Annotated in this window: 14 protein-coding genes; 2 read left to right on the forward strand and 12 right to left on the reverse strand. The window is 71.5% G+C overall.

Features of this window, described 5'->3' with window-relative positions:
• Positions 1–80: 80 nt before the first annotated feature.
• On the forward strand, positions 81–656 hold the full coding sequence (locus OG599_RS07020) for a SigE family RNA polymerase sigma factor (RefSeq protein WP_327175077.1): 576 nt from the start codon (positions 81–83) through the stop codon (positions 654–656).
• Positions 656–1369 carry a hypothetical protein gene (locus tag OG599_RS07025; protein WP_327175078.1) on the forward strand — a complete coding sequence of 238 codons (714 nt, stop codon included), beginning with the start codon at positions 656–658 and terminating at the stop codon, positions 1367–1369. The genes OG599_RS07020 and OG599_RS07025 overlap by 1 nt, the downstream gene beginning before the upstream one ends.
• Before the next feature lie 143 nt (positions 1370–1512).
• Here OG599_RS07025 and OG599_RS07030 read toward each other — a convergent pair whose 3' ends face one another.
• The 12 genes from OG599_RS07030 to OG599_RS07085 all read right to left on the reverse strand — a co-directional run bounded on the left by OG599_RS07030 (position 1513) and on the right by OG599_RS07085 (position 16377).
• A complete protein-coding gene (locus OG599_RS07030) occupies positions 1513–2838 on the reverse strand; it encodes a pectate lyase family protein (protein ID WP_327175079.1) in 1326 nt (441 codons plus the stop codon).
• Positions 2839–2945: 107 nt separating this feature from the next.
• The gene (locus OG599_RS07035; protein ID WP_327175080.1) at positions 2946–3770 is read right to left on the reverse strand and encodes a rhamnogalacturonan acetylesterase; all 825 of its coding nucleotides are present in this window, start codon (positions 3768–3770) and stop codon (positions 2946–2948) included.
• A 124-nt stretch (positions 3771–3894) separates the two neighbouring features.
• Positions 3895–5229: an ABC transporter substrate-binding protein gene (locus OG599_RS07040; protein ID WP_327175081.1), complete on the reverse strand. Its 1335-nt coding sequence runs from the start codon at positions 5227–5229 to the stop codon at positions 3895–3897.
• 62 nt (positions 5230–5291) lie between these two features.
• A complete protein-coding gene (locus OG599_RS07045; RefSeq protein WP_327175082.1) occupies positions 5292–7304 on the reverse strand; it encodes a pectinesterase family protein in 2013 nt (670 codons plus the stop codon).
• A gap of 261 nt (positions 7305–7565) precedes the next feature.
• Positions 7566–9107 carry a glycoside hydrolase family 43 protein gene (locus OG599_RS07050; RefSeq protein ID WP_327175083.1) on the reverse strand — a complete coding sequence of 514 codons (1542 nt, stop codon included), beginning with the start codon at positions 9105–9107 and terminating at the stop codon, positions 7566–7568.
• Positions 9104–9931, reverse strand: a complete 828-nt coding sequence (locus tag OG599_RS07055) for a PmoA family protein (protein WP_327175084.1) — start codon at positions 9929–9931, stop codon at positions 9104–9106. The genes OG599_RS07050 and OG599_RS07055 overlap by 4 nt, the downstream gene beginning before the upstream one ends.
• On the reverse strand, positions 9928–11088 hold the full coding sequence (locus OG599_RS07060; RefSeq protein WP_327175085.1) for a Gfo/Idh/MocA family protein: 1161 nt from the start codon (positions 11086–11088) through the stop codon (positions 9928–9930). The genes OG599_RS07055 and OG599_RS07060 overlap by 4 nt, the downstream gene beginning before the upstream one ends.
• Positions 11089–11094: 6 nt before the next feature.
• Complete coding sequence (locus OG599_RS07065) at positions 11095–12003, reverse strand: carbohydrate ABC transporter permease (RefSeq protein ID WP_327175086.1); 909 nt, start codon at positions 12001–12003, stop codon at positions 11095–11097.
• Complete coding sequence (locus OG599_RS07070; protein WP_327175087.1) at positions 12000–12929, reverse strand: carbohydrate ABC transporter permease; 930 nt, start codon at positions 12927–12929, stop codon at positions 12000–12002. The genes OG599_RS07065 and OG599_RS07070 overlap by 4 nt, the downstream gene beginning before the upstream one ends.
• Before the next feature lie 129 nt (positions 12930–13058).
• On the reverse strand, positions 13059–14786 hold the full coding sequence (araD, locus tag OG599_RS07075) for an L-arabinonate dehydratase (protein WP_327175088.1): 1728 nt from the start codon (positions 14784–14786) through the stop codon (positions 13059–13061).
• Positions 14783–15685: a dihydrodipicolinate synthase family protein gene (locus tag OG599_RS07080; protein WP_327179950.1), complete on the reverse strand. Its 903-nt coding sequence runs from the start codon at positions 15683–15685 to the stop codon at positions 14783–14785. The genes araD and OG599_RS07080 overlap by 4 nt, the downstream gene beginning before the upstream one ends.
• A 26-nt stretch (positions 15686–15711) precedes the next feature.
• On the reverse strand, positions 15712–16377 hold the full coding sequence (locus OG599_RS07085; RefSeq protein WP_327175089.1) for a GntR family transcriptional regulator: 666 nt from the start codon (positions 16375–16377) through the stop codon (positions 15712–15714).
• Positions 16378–16760: the final 383 nt, after the last annotated feature.

The raw sequence follows: 16760 nt of genomic DNA on the forward strand, positions 1-16760 counted from the left end.
GCACCCCTGGGTGCCGCTGAGGGAACGTACACAGCCACCGCGGTTCGCGTACAGGGATTCGAGAGCAGGGAGAGGTACCCGTGGGCACTGTGGTCGACGCTGCCGCTGCCGCCGAGTTCCATCAGTTCTTCGAGGCGCACTATGCCGAACTGGCCCGTCTCGCACACCTGTTGACAGGCGAGGCGGATGCGGCCGATGATCTGGCCGCCGACGCCCTGATGGCTCTCTGGCACCGCTGGGACCGGATGAGGGAGGCCGATCATCCCGTCGCGTACGCGCGCGGGGTCGTCGCCAACCTGGCGCGGACCCGGATCCGGGGCGCGGTGCGCGAGCGCCGCAGGATCGCGCTGTTCTGGGCACCGCGCTCCGGGGCGGGCGACGGGTTCGCCGTCGACGCCCCCGACGTACCGACCGTGGTGGACGTCCAAGAGGCCCTGCGTAAGCTGCCGTTCAGGAAGCGGGCCTGCGTCGTGCTGCGGCACGCGTTCGACCTGTCCGAGCGGGACACGTCGTTGGTCCTCGGGATATCGGTCGGTACGGTCAAGAGCCAGACCTCCCGGGGCTTGGCGGAGTTGCAGCGGCTGCTCGGCCCCGAGACGGGCCCGGCTCCGGCACGGGTGGCCGTGGCGGGGCAGCCCGGCGGAGGAAGGCATTGATGGACGAGGAGCTGCGGGAGCGTCTGCGCGGTGCGGCGCTGGAGCATCGCCCGGACCGCGAGCGGATGTGGGCGCGGATCGAGCGCGGGATGACGCAGGACCCGCCGCCCGGACGCGTGGCACGCCCGCCGCGCGCGCCGATGCCCAGGCTGCGGATCGCGGCGGCCGCGGCAGCGGTCTGCGGGGTCCTCGTGGCGGTCCCGCTCGCCGTCGCCTGGACGGCCCGCGACGGCGGTTCCGGGCAGCCGGTGGCGGCTTCGCCGAGCCGTACGGGGACGGCGCCCGCCCTCTCCGGGGAGCGCGGCGCCCAACTCCCGGCGGCGAACGGCCCGGTGTCCACCCGGGGCATGGTGGACCCCGGGTCCAACGCGTACTGGGCGCAGAGCGACGTACTGGTGACCGCGACCCGGCCGCTCACCTCCCTCACGGTGGAGCTGCGGGTCGCGCTGACCGGCGGGGTGACCAAGACGGACGCGTGGACGTCCGGCCACAAGGAGGACTACACGCTCTCCATCGGCGAGGAGGGTGGCTTCCTCGTGTTCCGCTGGACCCTGCTGCCGGGCCGTACCGCCCCGGCGACCACCCTCACCTTCGCGGGGCAGTACAACCACGCGGAGGGCGAACGGGACGCGAGCCGCGACGACTTCACCGTGCACAGCACCTTCGACACCGGCGTGTCGGCGAGCGGCGGGACGTTCTCGCCCGCCGGCTGAGCGGACGCGGGCCGGGAGCAGGCCAGAAAACCGCAGCGGGAGAGGGCGCGGACCCGCACAGTCCGCACGCTCTCCCGCCGGTGGAGGTCCCGCCCGGGGCGACCAGCAGTCGGCAGACGGCCGGCAGCCCCGGAGGGACGGGGTCAGCAGTGGCCGCCGGCTCCGGCCTGGCGGTCCACGAGCGCGGGAACGGCGCGCGGCGAGTCGACCTTGGTCCGCAGGACGGGGGTCCAGCCGGCGCCCGAGGCGAGCTGCTCGGCGGGGACGCCCGCGTTGTGGACGGCGATCAGGTCGGTCTTCCTGCCGTTGACGTAGTTGTCGCCCGCCGTGAGCGGCGACTCCTTCCACTTCTTCAGGATGAGCGCCGGGTCGTAGCCCGCGGGAAGGGTGAACGCGTTGTGCTCGGCGACGAGCTGGGACTCGATGCCGATGCCGTAGGTGTAGCCGTACGGGCTGCCGGCCGTGGCCACGAAGTGGTTGTTGTACGAGTCGACCTGGCCGAAGCGGACGCGCGGAGCGCGCTCCTTCACGTCCTGGAAGAGGTTGTGGTGCAGGGTCACCCGGAGCTTGCCCCGGTCGGTCGCGCCCGCGCTGTCGCTGTTGCCGATGAGCATCGTCTTGTCGTGGTCCTTGAGGACGTTCCACGAGACGGTGACCAGGTCCGCGCCGCGCACGATGTCGAAGAGCCCGTCGTGCTGCTGGTAGACCGTGCCGAAGTAGTGCGGCTGGGCCGAGTCGGGGCGGTCGCCGTCGCTGAAGGTGTTGTGGTCGACCCAGACGTGGGAGGAGCCGGTGACGACGAGGTTGTCGTACTCGGAGTTCCAGGCCCCGGTGTCGGTGTCGGTCGGGTCCCACTGCGGGAAGCAGTCGTAGGTGTCCTCGAAGGTCAGGTTGCGGACGATGACGTTCGAGACGTTCTTGATCTGGAGGCTGGCCCCGATGACGGTGGCGTCGTCGCCGACGCCGATCAGGGTGGTGTTCGAGGGGACCTCGACGTTGACGGCCGCCGCCTGGAGGGCGGCGGAGGCGGCGCGGGCGTCCTCCAGCGGGCCGCTGGGCACGGCGTCGGTGCCCCAGACCGCCGGGTCGTAGGCGGCGAGGTACTTCTCCAGGGTGTAGCCGCCGGTGTAGTAGTCCTCGCAGCCGATGGGGGTGCCGTTGACGTCGGAGTTGCCGTGGACGGTCCCGGCGATCTTGACGATCTTGGGCGCGTCACCGGCGTCCTCGAACGCCGCGATCAGCTCCGCACGGTTGGTCACCGTGTAGACGTGGTCGCGGGTGGCCTTCGAACCGCCGGTGGTCGAGCCGTCCGCGGCGGCCCAGCCGTCGTGGGCGGGGAGCACGGCGCGCTCGACCGGGTTCGCGTGCGGCCGGGAGGCGGCCTGGGCGGGCAGCGACACGGCGAGGGCGAGGGAGGCGCAGCCCATCACCACGGTGATGGCACGGATGTGACGCATGCGTGCGGGCATGGGGTTCCTTCGTTCGGTGCGACGGATGGGGGTGGGGAGTGCGACGGAGTGGGGGGACGGGCGGTGCCGGGGGTGGTGCCGTGGTCCGGTGGGGCGGAGATCGGGGGTCATGGCTGCGGCCAGGTGATCCACTCGGTGGGGACGGGGGCGTCGAGCCGGCGCACCTCGCCGGGCGCGAGCACGCGGGCGTCCAGGAGGGCGCGGGCGGTCGTCCGGGCCACGTCGACGGCACCGCGCGGCTGGAGGTGCGTGTTGTCCTGCACCCCGTCCGGGTAGTTGGGGGACTCCCCGGGCGCCTGCCAGTTGAAGTAGTCCTGGGTGGCGTCCGGACCCAGCTGCTGCCAGCGGGCCAGGGTGAGTGCCTGGGCGTCGATCAGCGGTACGCGTTCCTCGGCGGCCAGTGCCCGCATGGCGGCCGGGTACTCGCCGTGGCTCGGCTTGGCGGTGCCGTCCTCGGCGAAGCGGCGGCGCTCGATCGGGGTGAGCAGGACGGGCCGGGCGTGGCGCGCGCGGGCCTGGGTGACGTACGTCCGCAGGTGGTCCTGGTAGGTGGTCCAGGGGTCGGTGCCGCGCAGCGGGTCGGTGGTCTTCTCGTCGTTGTGCCCGAACTGGATGAGCAGGAAGTCACCGGCGCGGACGTCCACGAGCAGTGCGGCGAGCAGCCCCTCGTCGATGAAGCTCTTCGAACTGCGGCCGTTCATCGCGTGGTTGGCGACTCTCAGGCCGGGGCCGAGGAAGAACGGCAGGGCCATGCCCCAGCCGGTCTCGGGCGCCGCGTCCGCGTACTTCTGGGCCGCCGTCGAGTCGCCGGCGATGTGCAGGGTGCGGGGGCGGGGGCGCCGTCCGGCGCTCTTCGCCGTCGCCGGAGTGGCGGCGAGGGCCAGGGGCAGGGCCGCGAGTGCGGCCGCCGTCCGTCTGCGGGTGAGTGACACGGTGTACCTGCCTCACTGGACGGGATGGAGGGGACGGGATGGAGAGGGCCGGCGGCGGGGGTGGTCCCGGGCCGCCGCCGGCCCCGGCATGCGGGGTGGTGGGGTGTGGACGGGCGGGCGTGGATCAGCCGTTGCCCAGTTCCTTCCACTCCTTCTGGGCGGCGTTCAGCTCCTTGGCGATCTTGTCCAGGAAGTCCTTCGCGGAGACCTTGCCGAGCAGCAGCTTCTGGAACTCCGGCTCGTTGTCGGCCTTGCTGATGTTGTTCCAGTCGGGCAGGTAGTAGGGCAGGTTCACGATCTTGGTGGAGCCGTCGGTGAGGGCCTTGGCCGCGAGCGCGGTCGGCTCGGAGGCGGTGATCCACGGGTCCTGCGCGGCCTCGGTGTTGGCGGGGATGGCGCCGGCCGACTCGTTCCACTTGCTGTTGGAGGCGTGCGAGGCGGCGAACTCGATGAACTTCCAGGCGGCGGTCTTGTTCTTGCTGCTGCGGAAGAGGCCGAGTCCGTCGACCGGGTTGGAGACCTGGACGCGGGTGCCGCTGTCACCGATCGGGTTCGGGATGCCGGCGAACTTGTCCGCGCCGAGCGCCTTCACGTGGTCCTGATAGGAACCGAGGTTGTGGCTGAGCATCCCGATGGTGCCGGTGTCCCACTGCGCGACCATCTTGGTGAAGTCGTTGTTGACGTCGGCGGACGGCGTCGCCTTCTTGAACAGGCCGACGTACTTCTCCAGCGCGGCGACGTTCTTCGGGTCGTTGACCGTCGTCGTGTCGCCGTTCCAGAAGTCCGTGATGCCGGACTGGCCGTAGGCGGCGTCCAGGGCCTGGGCGATGGAGCCCGCCCCGCCCCGGATGGTGTAGCCGAACTTGTTGTTCTTGGAGTCGGTCAGCTTGTCGGCCGCGTCGTAGAACTTCGCCCAGGTGGAGGGGGCTTCCAGCCCCGCGGCCTGGAACAGGTCGGTTCTGTACCAGAGGGTTCCGTTGTTCGCGGAGGTCGGCACGGAGTACATGTCGTCGCCCCGGCCGCCGGCGTCCTTGACGCTCGCCACCATGCCCTCGACGAGCTTGCCCTTGAGCGAGGACTCCTCGATCCGGTCCTGGACCGGCTCCAGCGCCTCCTGGGAGACGATGTTGGCGAGGTAGGCGGTGCCCACGCCGCCCACGTCCGGCAGGCCGCCGCCGGCGATCGCGGTGTCGTACTTGGACTGCACGTCGGCGATCGGGATCGGGACGTACTTGACCTTGATGTCCGGGTTCTCCTTCTCGAAATCCTTGATGATCTCGGTCCAGATGGCGGTGCGCGGGCCGCCGTTGTTGTCCCAGAAGGTGATCTCGCCCTTGCCGCTGCCCTCGGTGCCGGAGCCGCTGCCGTCGTCGCCGCAGGCGGTGGCCGTCAGGGCGAGCATCGCGGTCAGCGAGACCGCTGCCGCGGCGCGCCCCCGGTACTTCTTGGAAATGGTCATGGTTCTGCTCTTCTCTGTGGGTGGGTACGGGTGTGCCGTGTACGCCGTGCAGGTGGGGGGCGTCAGCGCCGGCGGTGCGGTGCCCAGCCGTCGTCGCCCGCGAGGTAGTCGCCCACCTCGTGGAGCGCGGCGTCGGCCGGGGACATCTGGGGGCGGTCCGTGGTGGCGGCGGCGCCGGGACCGTGGGTCCGGTACTCGCTGAACCGGGCTTCCCGCCAGGAGAAGCCGCTCATGTCGGACCAGGGGCTCGCCTTGACGGCGGCGGGCAGCGAGGTCTCGCGGATCAGCACCTGGCCGATCGCGTCCGGGTTGCCGCTCGGGTGCCAGGGGCGGCCGAGGTGGAAGGTGTCCCGAGGGGCGTCGCTGATGATCCGGCTGCGGGTGATCAGGATGCCGTACGGGTTCTCCTTCCAGGTCGAAGCGGCCGTGATGTAGCCGTTGTTGGTGTCCGAGCCGCGGCTGAGCGCCTTGATCACGGAGTTCTCGACGACGGTGGTGGCGCGGCCGTAGATGAAGTCGACGTCGCCCTCGACGTACGAGCCGGTGAGGTAGACGCGGGCCTTCTGGGTGAGCGCCGGGGTGTCGGTCATCAGGGTGTCCTGGTTGCCGAGGAACGCGGTGTTCTCGAAGGTCAGGCGGTCGCCGGTGGTCTTCACGGCGAGCGCCTGCTCGCCGCTGATCTCCACGGCGGCCTCGTCGAAGTCGTTGGAGAAGGTGAGGTTCTCGGCCGTGAAGTCGTGGCCCTCCACCAGGACGGTGGCGCTGCCGGTGGAACCCTGGGTGGTGCCGTCCGGCTTGAGTTCGCCCTGCGGGGTGTCGAAGACGATCAGGGTGTCGGAGCGGCGCTTGCCGGTGCCGACGAGGGAGACGTACGGCTGGTTCTTGCCGATGCGGACGTGCTCCCGGTAGGTGCCGGGCGCCAGGCGCACGGTGATCCGGCCGTCGTTGCCCTGCGGCACGGCGTCGACGGCCGCCTGCACGGTGGCGTAGTCGGCGGGGACCCGCAGCACGGTGTCGGTACCGATGTCCTTCTGCGGGCCGGAGTCGCGGGTGACGATCCCCGGCACGTCGGCGGCGCGGTCCAGCCGGTACGGGTAGAAGGCGTGCGGGTCGAAGGCCGCGCCCCAGGCGTCGGTACGGCCCGTGGTGTGCTTCAGGATCGAGCCGCGCTGCACGAGCTGGGCGGTGGCGTCGGCCTGGTACGGGTGCTGGACGTCCCTGTAGTAGCTGTTCTCGATGACCATCTTCGTGGCGCCGCGCGCCCAGTTGCCGTACGTCCACACCGGGTCGCCGTCCGCGACCTGCGCGGAGACGTAGTTGTTGTAGAGGTGGGCGTAGGCGCAGTTGTCCGCCGAGGGGTTGCGCTGCTTGGTGCCGGTGAACCAGTTGTGGTCGATGGTGATCTCGGTGGTGACGTTCGTCGTCCAGCCGATCCCGAACGCCTTGTTGTGGTCGGCGAACTGGTTGTACGAGACGGTGATGTACCGGCTGTCCTTGCGGATGTCGAGCAGCCCGTCGCCCATGTGCGTGAAGCGGTTGTGGTCGATCCAGACGTGGTCGGCGGTGTCCATCTGGATGGCGTCGAAGTCCGTGGTCTTCCCGTCCCAGTCGCCCTCGATGTACGAGTCGCGGATGGTGAGGTTGCGGATGATCACGTTGTGGGTGCCGGGGTTCAGATGGAGTTCGCCGTGGACGATCTCGGCGGTGTCCCCGACGCCGACGATGGTCTTGTCCGAGGTCACGTCGATGTCGTGGCCGAAGGGTTCCACGGCCAGTGAGCCGGCGACCCTGATGGTGTAAGGCCCCTCGGCACCCGCGTACGTCGCCAGATCGGCGGGGGTGGTGACGGTGACGACCGGGCCGCCCGCCCCTCCGGTGGTCCCGCCCGCCAGGGAGGCGAACCCGTGCGGGGTGTCGGACCAGGCGCCGTGCTGGGCGGCGGGTCCCGCGCCGGCCGGTGCGGAGGCGGGGGCCGCCGCGGCGGCCGGGCTCGCCGGCAGGAGGAAGGCCCCGGCCAGGGCGAGCACAGCGGCGAGCGTGCTTCCCCGGGTGCGCGAGGTACGGAGGTGCGTCATTGCGGCTCCCATACGTGCGGTGCAGATGTGTCCGTGCTGCGGTGCGGCGTTCCGTGCGTGTGGTGCAGGTGTGGCCGTGCGGGCAGTGCGTGACGTGCGGCGGTGCGGGCGGTGCGGCCGTGCGTGACGTGCGAGGTGCCGGTGCGAAGGTGCGTGACGTGCGGTGGTGCGGGGCGACCGGTGTCCGGTGGTGCCCGTACGCGCGACGGTGCGCGTACGGGCGGTGGCGCGGGTTCCTCGGGTGGAGCGGGGTGGTGCGGTTCAGGCGGGCGGCGTGGGGGTCCCGAAGGCGGTGAACTCGGCGGTGCCCGCGGGGCCCGTACCGGCGGGGGCGGTGGCGAAGAGGCCGAGCAGTGCGCCGACCCAGCGCCACGGTTCGGCTGCGAAGACCTGGCCGGAGGCGCGGAAGCCGTCCCCGGTGTCGGCGTGGAAGCGGCAGCGGGCTCCGGCGCTCACCTCGACGCGGAGCCGGACCCGCCCCTCGGGCGCGGGGCGGCCCGGTGCGGCGTCCCGTTCGTGTTCGGCGACGCTCTCGGCGTACCGGTGCACGAGCGAGACCGAACCGTCCTCACCGCGTTCGAGGCCGATCCAGCTGAACGCGTCGCCGAGTACGGCGAGTCCGGCCTTGGCTCCGGGTACCTCGCTGCCGAGGGCGAGCTCCACCTCCACGGTGAACTCCTCGGCGGGCAGCCGCTGCACGAGTACGTTCGCCAGGGTCCGCAGGTCGTGCGCGTGCGGGGTGCGGACGCAGGCGAGGCGCAGTCCGTCCCCGGCGTGCTCGACGGTCCAGCCGGCCCGCGGGTTGGCGGTCCACTGCCACTGCCGGCCGTAGCGGCCTCCGGGGAAGCCGTCGGCGAACGCCGGTGCACCCACGGGCTGTTGGGGCGCGATCGGCTTGGCGTGCGTGAGGACGGGTTCGCCCTCGTCGCCGAGGACCGGCCAGCCCTCCTCGTCCCAGCGCATCGGCTGGAGGTGGACGACCCTGCCGTACGCGCCCCGCTCCTGGAAGTGCAGGAACCAGTCCTCGCCCGCCGGGGTGCGGACCCAGCCGCCCTGGTGGGGGCCGTTGACGGCGGTGCGGCCCTGGGCCAGGACGACGCGTTCCTCGTACGGGCCGAAGAAGTCCTTCGACCGGAACGCGCCCTGCCAGCCCGTGGTCACCCCGCCGGCCGGGGCGAGGATCCAGAACTCGCCCTCGTGCCGGTAGACCTTGGGGCCCTCCAGGGTGAACCAGCCGGGGATCAGGTCCCCGTCGATCAACGTCGCCCCCTCGTCGAGGAGTTCGCGGCCGTCGGCGCTCATCCGGTGGCCGGTCAGCCGGTTCTTGATCCCGGAGCGGGATTTCGCCCAGGCGTGCACGAGGTAGGCCTCGCCGGTCTCCTCGTCCCAGAGCGGGCAGGCGTCGATCAGGCCCTTGCCCGCCTTCACCAGGTGCGGAGCGCTCCACGGGCCGCGTACGTCCTCGGCGTTGATCTGCTGGATGCCGTGGTCGGGGTCGCCCCAGAAGATCCAGAACCGGCCCGCGTGGTGGCGGATCGAGGGTGCCCAGACGCCACGGTCGTGGCGCGGAGCCGCGAAGTCGGCGGCCGGTTCCAGGGTGTCGAGGGCGTGTCCGATCAGGGACCAGTTGACCAGGTCCCGGGAGTGCAGCAGCGGCAGTCCGGGGGCGCGGCCGAAGCTGGACGCGGTGAGGTAGTAGTCGTCGCCGACGCGCACCAGGTCCGGGTCGGACCAGTCGGCGTTGAGCACGGGGTTGCGGTAGGTGCCGTCGCCGAGGTCGGCGGTCCAGGGCCTCGGGCTCATGCCGTCACCACCTTGCGGACGAGGGCCGCCGCCTCGTCGCGGCCGAGCGTCCCGTCCGCGACGACGGTCACGACCCGCCGTACGACGGTCGCGCCGGGCGCCACCGGCAGCCGGTCCTCGGCCGCGAGGGAGGAGCCGACGCCCGGGTACTCCGCGGTGCGGACGAACCACGGGTCGCGCCGGGTCTCCCCGGTCGCCCCGGCGAAGACGAGGGTCCAGCTGTCGCCGGCGAGGGCCAGCCAGTCGGCCCGGGCGCCGTGCACCGCCGCCTCGCCCTCGAGGGTGGCGCTGAACACCTCGGGTGCCCGCTCCTCCTTGGGGGCCCGCCAGAAGAAGCCGCCGTACCCGGCGCCGGGGCGGCCGTTGGTGGCGGGGCTGCCGATGGACAGGGCGGTGCGGCTGCGGTTGGTGAGGGAGAAGGAGAAGTCCAGCGCCCAGGCGGTGTCGGTCAGCGGGACGACGGCCACCGTGCGGTGCTCGCGCAGCAGTTCGGCGCCGCCGGCCTCCCAGCCGAGCTCCTCCACGAAGCCGTCCGGGTCGCGGAGCTTCCACCCGAGGTGGCGCTGCACCCCGTGGTTGTCGAGGACGGTGGGGCCCTGGCCGCGGACGAAGGTGCGCCCGCCCCAGAAGTTGTACCCGGCGACGTCGGGCACGGCGACCGAGGCGCCGAGGTGGTGCAGGTGGTCGGCGGGGCGCTCCTCGGTGACGGGGGTTCCCCCGAGGGTGGTGACGGGGTGCAGGTAGGGGCGGCCGTCGTGGACGTCGGGGTGGTAGCCGTAGCGGCCCACGGGGCGGCCCGCACAGCTGAGGCGCAGCGTGGTCACGAGGCGCTCACCTCGCGGGAGCGGGCCCAGGGGACGCCGAGTTCGGAGAAGAGGGCGAGGGCGTCGGCGCCCGCGTCGACCACGGCGTCGATGCCCTTGACCACGCGCCGGGGTCCCTGGGTGGCGGGTTCGCCGTACCAGGCGTCGGCGGGCAGCGCGGTGGGCTCGGCTCCGGTGCGTACCGCCTCGACCACGCGCATGAAGGCGCCGGTGCGGTGCGGGGGGACCAGGAGGGGGGTGCCGTGGTCGAGGTGGGCGGCGAGGTTCTCCAGCAGGTCGGTGCGGCCGTGCACGGTCTCCTCGGGGCCGTGTCCGGCGCGCTGGAGGAGGACCCGGTCCTGCTTGTACCAGAAGGTGATCCGGCCCCGGTCGCCGTGGACGACGACGTACGGCTCGGCGGCGCGTTCGGCGCAGAGGGTGACGCAGACCGCCACCTTCAGGCCGTCGGTGGTGGTGACGCGGAGGCTGCTGGTGTCGTCGGCCTCGATGTCGTGGGCCCGGAAGAGCTCGGTCTCGATGTCGGCGACGTCGGCGGCGGTGCCACGGTCCGCGAGTTCGAGGGCGGTGGCGACGGCGTGGGCGAGGGGGTTGGTGAGGACTCCGTCGACCACGTCGGCGCCGCCGAGCCGGCGGCGCCCGGCCCAGGGCGCGCGCCGGTAGTAGGCCTCCTCGCGCACCCAGGCGCCGGCCGCGCCGATGCCCCGGACCGATCCGATGGCGCCGTCCGCGACGAGTTCGCGGATGGCGGGCACGGCGTGCGAGCCGAAGGACTGGAAGCCGATCTGGCAGGCGGTGCCCGCCTCCCGTACGCCGTCGCTCATCCGGGTGAAGTCGGCGAAGGTGGCCGCCGGGGGCTTCTCCAGGAGGAGGTGGACGCCGCGCCGGGCGGCGGTCAGGGCGAGGTCGGTGTGGGTCGGGATCGGGGTGCAGACGACGGCCACGCGGGCGCCGGTGGCGTCGAGCAGCGCCCCGAAGTCGGAGGACTGCTGCACGTGCTGACCGGCGAAGGCGCCGAGCTCGGCGTCGGTCAGGGGGTCGAGCTCGCAGATCCCGGCGAGCCGGAAGACGCCCTGGTGCTGGAGGCGTTCGATGTTGGCGAGGTGCCAGCGGCCGTGGCCCCTGGCGCCGGCGAGGACGATGGGGAGGGGGGTGGTCATCGCGGGTCAGCCCTTCACCGCACCGGCGCTGAAGCCGGTGATCAGCCACTTCTGGATGAAGGCGAAGACGATCACCACGGGGACCGCGGCGATGACTCCGCCCGCGGCCAGCGCGCCCAGGTCGACGCTGTCCGCGCCGATGAGGGTGTTCAGGCCGACCGGGATCGTCTGCTTGTCCTGCTCGCTGAGGAACATCAGGGCGAACAGGAAGTGGTTCCAGCTGTGCACGAAGGCGAAGGAGCCGACGGCGATCAGCCCGGGCCGCAGCAGCGGGAGGACGACGGCGCAGAAGGCGCGGAAGCGCGAGCATCCGTCCACCCAGGCGGCCTCTTCCAGCGTGACGGGCACGTTCTTGATGAACCCGCTGATGAGGATGATCGACAGGGGGAGCTGGAAGACGGTCTCCGCGATGACCACGCTGCCCAGCGAGTTGATCATCTGGAGGTTCTTGAAGATCTCGAAGAGCGGTACGAGCATCAGCGCGCCCGGGATGAACTGCGAGCAGAGCAGCGCCAGCATGAAGGCGCCCTTGATCTTGAAGTCGAAGCGGGCCAGGGCGTATCCGCCGGCCAGGGCGACCAGGGTGGTGGCGATCAGGGTGGCGATGCCGACGATCATGCTGTTCTGGAAGAAGACGGCGAAGCTGCGTTCCGTCCAGACCTTCTCGAAGTGCTCGCCGGTCATCGGCCAGGGCACCAGCGAGGTGGAGCCCGCGGGGCGGACCGCGAAGAGGAGCATCCAGTAGAACGGGATGAGCGTGAAGAGCAGGTAGATGCCGAGGGGCACGTAGATCTGCCAGCGCGGGACGTCGTCGTAAGAACGCTCGCGTCCGCGGCGGCGGTTGCCGGCCGGCGGCGGCACGTCGGCGACCGGAGGCGGGGTGGTGCCGGTCTTCTCGGCGAGTGCGGCAGTCATTTGTGGTCGCCTCCGAACTTGCTCAGGCGCAGATAGACGATCGAGCAGAAGAGCAGGATGACGAAGGCGACGGTGGTCAGCGCGGACGCGTAGCCGAAGTCGTGTCCGTCGATGCCGGTGTTGGCGACGTAGAGCGGGAGCGTGGTGGTCACGCCCGCCGGTCCGCCGCCCGTGAGGGTGTACAGCAGGTCCACGTTGTTGAACTCCCAGACCGCGCGGAGCAGTGTGGAGAGGACGATCGCGTCCCGCAGGTGCGGCAGGGTGATGTGGAAGAACTGCCGGAACCGTCCGGCGCCGTCCACCGAGGCCGCCTCGTAGAGCTCCTTGGAGACGGACTGGAGGTCGGCGAGGATGAGGATGGCGAAGAAGGGGACACCGCGCCAGAGTTCGGAGACGGTGGCGGCCCAGAAGACGGTCCCGGTGTCGGAGAGGACCGAGGTGCCGTAGTCGCCGATGCCTGCGTCCGCGAGGTAACGGCTGAACCCTGTCGAGGAGTTGTAGAGCAGGATCCAGATGGTGCTGGTCAGCACGCCGGAGACGGCCCAGGGCGAGAAGACCATCGCGCGGGAGATGCCGCGGCCGATGAAGGACTGGTTGACGATCAGCGCCAGGGCGAGGCCCAGCACGAGCTGGAGGCTGACCTGGGTGACGACCCACTGGGCGCTGAAGCCGAGGGTGGTCCAGAACTGGTCGTCGTCGGTGAAGATCCTGGTGTAGTTGTCCAGGCCGGCGAAGCCGTTCCGCCAGGGCTTGGTGACGTTGTAGTTCTGCAGGCTGTAGTAGAAGACGCTGATGACCGGATAGGCGATGAACCCCACCATCAGCAGACCGGCGGGCGCGATCAGCAGATAGGGCAGTTTGCGGGGGTTCGCCGAACGGCGCCTGGGCACCTTGGGCGGTTTGGCCACGGCGGCAGCTTGTGCCATGACACCTCTCCGTTCTCTCGTGTTTCCGGTCGTGGTGCGGTCCTGCTGCAAGCGCTTTCTCCTTGCCGTGCGAGGCCCCGGAGGGCTTCTCGGAAGGAGGGGGTGCGCCGGGGTGCTGCGGCGCCGGTGTCAGCCGGCGTACGGGTCGGGTACGTCGCCCTCGCGGGCCAGGAAGGCGAAGTCGCAGCCGGTGTCGGCCTGCGTGATCTGGTCCTGGTACAGCGCGCCGTAGCCGCGGCCGTACCGGGCGGGCGGCGGGGTCCAGGCGGCGCGGCGGCGCTCCAGTTCCTCGTCGTCGATGTCGAGACTGAGGCGGCGGGCCGCCACGTCCAGGGTGATGGGGTCGCCGGTGCGGACGAGGGCGAGCGGGCCGCCGACGAACGACTCGGGCGCGATGTGCAGCACGCAGGCCCCGTAACTCGTGCCGCTCATCCGGGCGTCGGAGATCCGCACCATGTCGCGCACCCCCTGCTTCAGCAGGTAGTCCGGGATCGGCAGCATGCCGTACTCGGGCATCCCGGGGCCGCCCTTGGGGCCGGCGTTGCGGAGCACCAGCACATGGTCCGGGGTGATGGCCAGGGCCGGGTCGTTGATGGTGCGCTGCATCTCCCGGTAGTCGTCGAAGACGACGGCGGGGCCGGTGTGGCGGAGCAGGTGCTGTTCGGCGGCGATGTGCTTGATGACCGCGCCGTCCGGGCAGAGGTTGCCGCGGAGCACCGCGACCCCGCCTTCGTCGGCGAGCGGCTTGTCGCGGTCCCGGATGACGTCGTCGTCGTGGACGAGCGCCCCGTCGAGCTGTTCGCGCAGGGTGTCGTGGGTGACGGTGGGCCGGTCCAGGTGGAGGACGTCGGTGAGCCGGGAGAGGAAGCCGGGGAGCCCGCCCGCGAAGTGGAAGTCCTCCATGAGGTACTTGCCGCCGGGACGGAGGTTGGCGAGCACCGGCACGGTGCGGGCGATGCGGTCGAAGTCGTCGAGGGAGAGCTTGATGCCGGAGCGGCCGGCCATCGCGATGAGGTGGATGACGGCGTTGGTGGAGCCGCCGAGCGCGAGGACGGTGGCGACGGCGTCCTCGTACGCCTCCGGGGTGAGGATCTGCGACAACGTTCGTTGCTGCCACACCAGTTCGACGATACGGAGACCGGACTGCGCGGCCATCCGGTCGTGGCCGGAGTCGACGGCGGGGATCGAGGAGGCGCCCGGGACGGTGACGCCCAGCGCCTCGGCGGCGGCCGTCAGGGTGGAGGCGGTGCCCATCGTCATGCAGTGGCCCGGGGAGCGGGCGAGCCCGTTCTCCAGTTCGGCCATCTCGCAGTCGCCGATGATGCCGGCCCGCTTGTCGTCCCAGTACTTCCACATGTCGGTGCCGGAGCCCAGGACTTCGTTGCGCCAGTGGCCCGGCAGCATCGGTCCGGCCGGTACGAAGACGGCCGGCAGGTCGACGGAGGCCGCGCCCATCAGCAGCGCGGGCGTCGACTTGTCACAGCCGCCCATCAGCACGGCCCCGTCGACCGGGTAGGAGCGCAGCAGCTCCTCGGTCTCCATGGCGAGCATGTTGCGGTAGAGCATCGGGGTCGGCTTCTGGAACGTCTCCGACAGCGTGGAGACGGGGAATTCGAGCGGGAAGCCGCCCGCCTGCCACACCCCGCGCTTGACGGCCTGCGCCCGGTCGCGGAGGTGGACGTGGCAGGGGTTGATGTCGGACCAGGTGTTGAGGATCGCGATCACCGGCTTGCCGAGGTGCTCCTCGGGGAGGTAACCCAGCTGCCGGGTGCGCGCCTTGTGGCTGAACGAGCGGAGTCCGTCGGTGCCGTACCACTGGTGGCTGCGGAGCTCCTCGGGAGCGATGCGGGTGCTCACACGGACCACCCGGCGATCTGGTCGGCGACCTCGGCGCGCTGCGCCTCGGGCAGGACCCGGCTGGGGGCGCGGACGTCGCGGCGGCAGAGGCCGAGGACCGCGAGCGCCTCCTTGACGACGGTGACGTTGTTGGCGGACTGCCGGTCGGCGCGCAGCTCCTCGAAGCGGCGGATGCGCTCCCAGATCTTCATGGCGGCGGCGTAGTCGCCGGCCCGCAGCGCCTCCAGCATGCCGAGCGAGACGGCGGGGGCGACGTTGACGAGGCCGGAGGTGAAGCCGGTGGCGCCGGTGGCGAAGTACGAGGGGGCGTACAGCTCGGCGAGGCCGGCGATCCACACGAACCGGTCCAGTCCCGCGTCCCGGGCGAAGGCGCCGAAGCGGGCGGCGTCCGGTACGGCGTACTTGACGCCGATCACGTTGGGGCAGTGGTCGGCGAGTTCGGCGAGCTTCTCACCGGCGAGCAGCGGGTTGCGGATGTACGGGACGACCCCGAGCTCCGGAACGGCCTCGGCGATCGCGCGGTGGTAGTCGACCCAGCCGTCCTGGGAGACGTACGGGTGGACCGGCTGGTGCACCATGACCAGTTCGGCACCCGCGTCCCGGGCGTGCTCGGCGGCGGCGACGGCGGTGGGCACGTCGTGCCCGACGCCCACCAGGACGGTGGCCCGGCCTCTCACCTCGTCGATGGTCAGCTCGGTGACGGCCCGCCGCTCCTTCGGGGTGAGCGCGTAGAACTCCCCGGTGTTTCCGTTGGGCGTGACGATGCGGACGCCGCCGTCGAGGAGCCGCCGCAGCAGCGCCCGGTGGGTGTCCTTGTCGATCGTCCCGTCCTCCGCGAACGGGGTCACGGGGATCGCCACGACGTCGGCGAGGGCCGCCTTGAGCGGGATGAGGTCCATGCCAACTGGCCTTTCGTCGATGTGGTTCACGCCTGACCGCCCTTGTCGGCGGCGACGGTGCCGTCGGGGAAGGCGCGGCGCACGAACGACGCGATGTGTTCGTGGAGAGCGGCCGCCGCGCCCGCGGCGTCCGCGCCGAGCGCGAGCCGCAGGATCTCCCGGTGCTCGGCCGCCTCGTGCTCCCAGGACGGGTTGCTCGCCCAGGCCACGGTGGAGACGAGCGCCGCCTGGTCGCGGACCTCGTCGAGCATCCGGCCCAGCAGCGGGTTGCCGCACGGCAGGTACAGGGCGCGGTGGAAGTCCCGGTTGGCGAGGGAGCGTTCGGCCTTGTCGGGTGCCGAGTCGGCACGCTCCAGGGCCTCTTGGGCCGCGTCGAGAGAGGCTCCGCAGGTGATCGTGCGGCGCAGCGCCTCGGGTTCGAGCAGCAGCCGTACGTCGTAGATCTCGCGCGCCATCTCGGCGTCCACGAGCCGGACGGTGGCGCCCTTGTACTGGCTCATGACCACCAGGCCGGTGCCGGCGAGCGTCTTCAGCGCCTCGCGTACCGGCGTCTTCGACACCCCGAACCGCGCGGCGAGTTCGGTCTCCACGAGCGCCTGCCCCGGCTGGAGCCGGGCCGTCAGGATCGCGTGCTTGATCGCCTCCAGCACGAACTGCGTCCTGGACGGGATCGGGGTGGGCGCAAAAGTCATGAAGGGCTCTCGCATCTCGCGTATCGCGTCTCATATATGACGTACGAAGTACGACGCGATGAAGCTAAAGCGGGCGCGATGTTTCGTCAACGCTTCCGACAGAAGAAGTTCGCTCGACTTCGCGAGCACCATGCCGCTTGCCGGGCACGGACGTTGAACGGGACGTGGTCCACGGGACGCTGCGGCGCAGGTCGGAGCGGGCTCGTGCCGCCGGGGCGACGGGGCGCGGACGGGTGCGGGAGCGGGCGCCGGAGCCGGCTCGTGCCGCCGGGGCGACGGGACGCAGACGGGCCGCCCGCGGTACGGGGCGTACAGGCAGCGCGCACCCCCGGGCCGTGTCCGGCTGCGGGCATGCCGACGACCGGCGGGAGGTCAGGTCTCCC

It is taken from the genome of Streptomyces sp. NBC_01335 (genome assembly GCF_035953295.1).
Classification (GTDB): Bacteria; Actinomycetota; Actinomycetes; order Streptomycetales; family Streptomycetaceae; genus Streptomyces.

Coding starts and splice junctions, on each gene's coding strand:
- OG599_RS07025 (WP_327175078.1), top strand. CDS start 656: ATGGACGAGGAGCTGCGGGAGCGTCTGCGCGGTGCGGCGCTGGAGCAT.
- OG599_RS07065 (WP_327175086.1), bottom strand. CDS start 12,003: ATGACTGCCGCACTCGCCGAGAAGACCGGCACCACCCCGCCTCCGGTC.
- OG599_RS07085 (WP_327175089.1), bottom strand. CDS start 16,377: ATGACTTTTGCGCCCACCCCGATCCCGTCCAGGACGCAGTTCGTGCTG.
- OG599_RS07060 (WP_327175085.1), bottom strand. CDS start 11,088: ATGACCACCCCCCTCCCCATCGTCCTCGCCGGCGCCAGGGGCCACGGC.
- OG599_RS07080 (WP_327179950.1), bottom strand. CDS start 15,685: ATGGACCTCATCCCGCTCAAGGCGGCCCTCGCCGACGTCGTGGCGATC.
- OG599_RS07030 (WP_327175079.1), bottom strand. CDS start 2,838: ATGCCCGCACGCATGCGTCACATCCGTGCCATCACCGTGGTGATGGGC.
- OG599_RS07040 (WP_327175081.1), bottom strand. CDS start 5,229: ATGACCATTTCCAAGAAGTACCGGGGGCGCGCCGCGGCAGCGGTCTCG.
- OG599_RS07070 (WP_327175087.1), bottom strand. CDS start 12,929: ATGGCACAAGCTGCCGCCGTGGCCAAACCGCCCAAGGTGCCCAGGCGC.
- OG599_RS07050 (WP_327175083.1), bottom strand. CDS start 9,107: ATGAGCCCGAGGCCCTGGACCGCCGACCTCGGCGACGGCACCTACCGC.
- OG599_RS07045 (WP_327175082.1), bottom strand. CDS start 7,304: ATGACGCACCTCCGTACCTCGCGCACCCGGGGAAGCACGCTCGCCGCT.